This window comes from Alcanivorax sp. HI0044 (assembly GCF_001634945.1).
The window spans coordinates 1-398 of record NZ_LWEZ01000747.1; the positions used below are offsets into that span (position 1 = coordinate 1).

Genomic DNA, 398 nt, shown 5'->3' on the forward strand with positions numbered 1-398 from the left:
CATTGGGGGAAGTGGCGTACGGACAATCAGTATCGGGGAACACTATGAGAAGGGTACTAAAAGGGCTGGCAGCCAGCGCGATGGGTGTGAGCTTGTTAAGTGGCTGTATGTCTGCGAATTACTACACGGAGCAGGGTACACCCATCACGCAGGACACGATTGATCTTTTCAACACCAATCCGAATAATCCGATTATTCCCTATGCCAAGGGTAAGGCGACTTATAATGCCTACCCATGGGCCAGTGAAAGAATCCAGAGAGCCTTTGACGAGAAGCCAAGAAGCAGTGCCAATGATGAAATGGCGCGGGCGGCGGATTACTGGTTGCATGATGGTGATATGCCGCCGCTGGATATCACGGTAACGCGCCATCGCCCGAAGAATAGCGTGGGAACGGTT

At 52.3% G+C, this 398-nt stretch carries 1 pseudogene; it reads left to right on the forward strand.

The annotated features are described in order from the left end of the window. Positions 1–107 precede the first annotated feature (107 nt). A pseudogene (locus A3730_RS08985) lies at positions 108–398 on the forward strand (hypothetical protein); the annotation flags it as partial.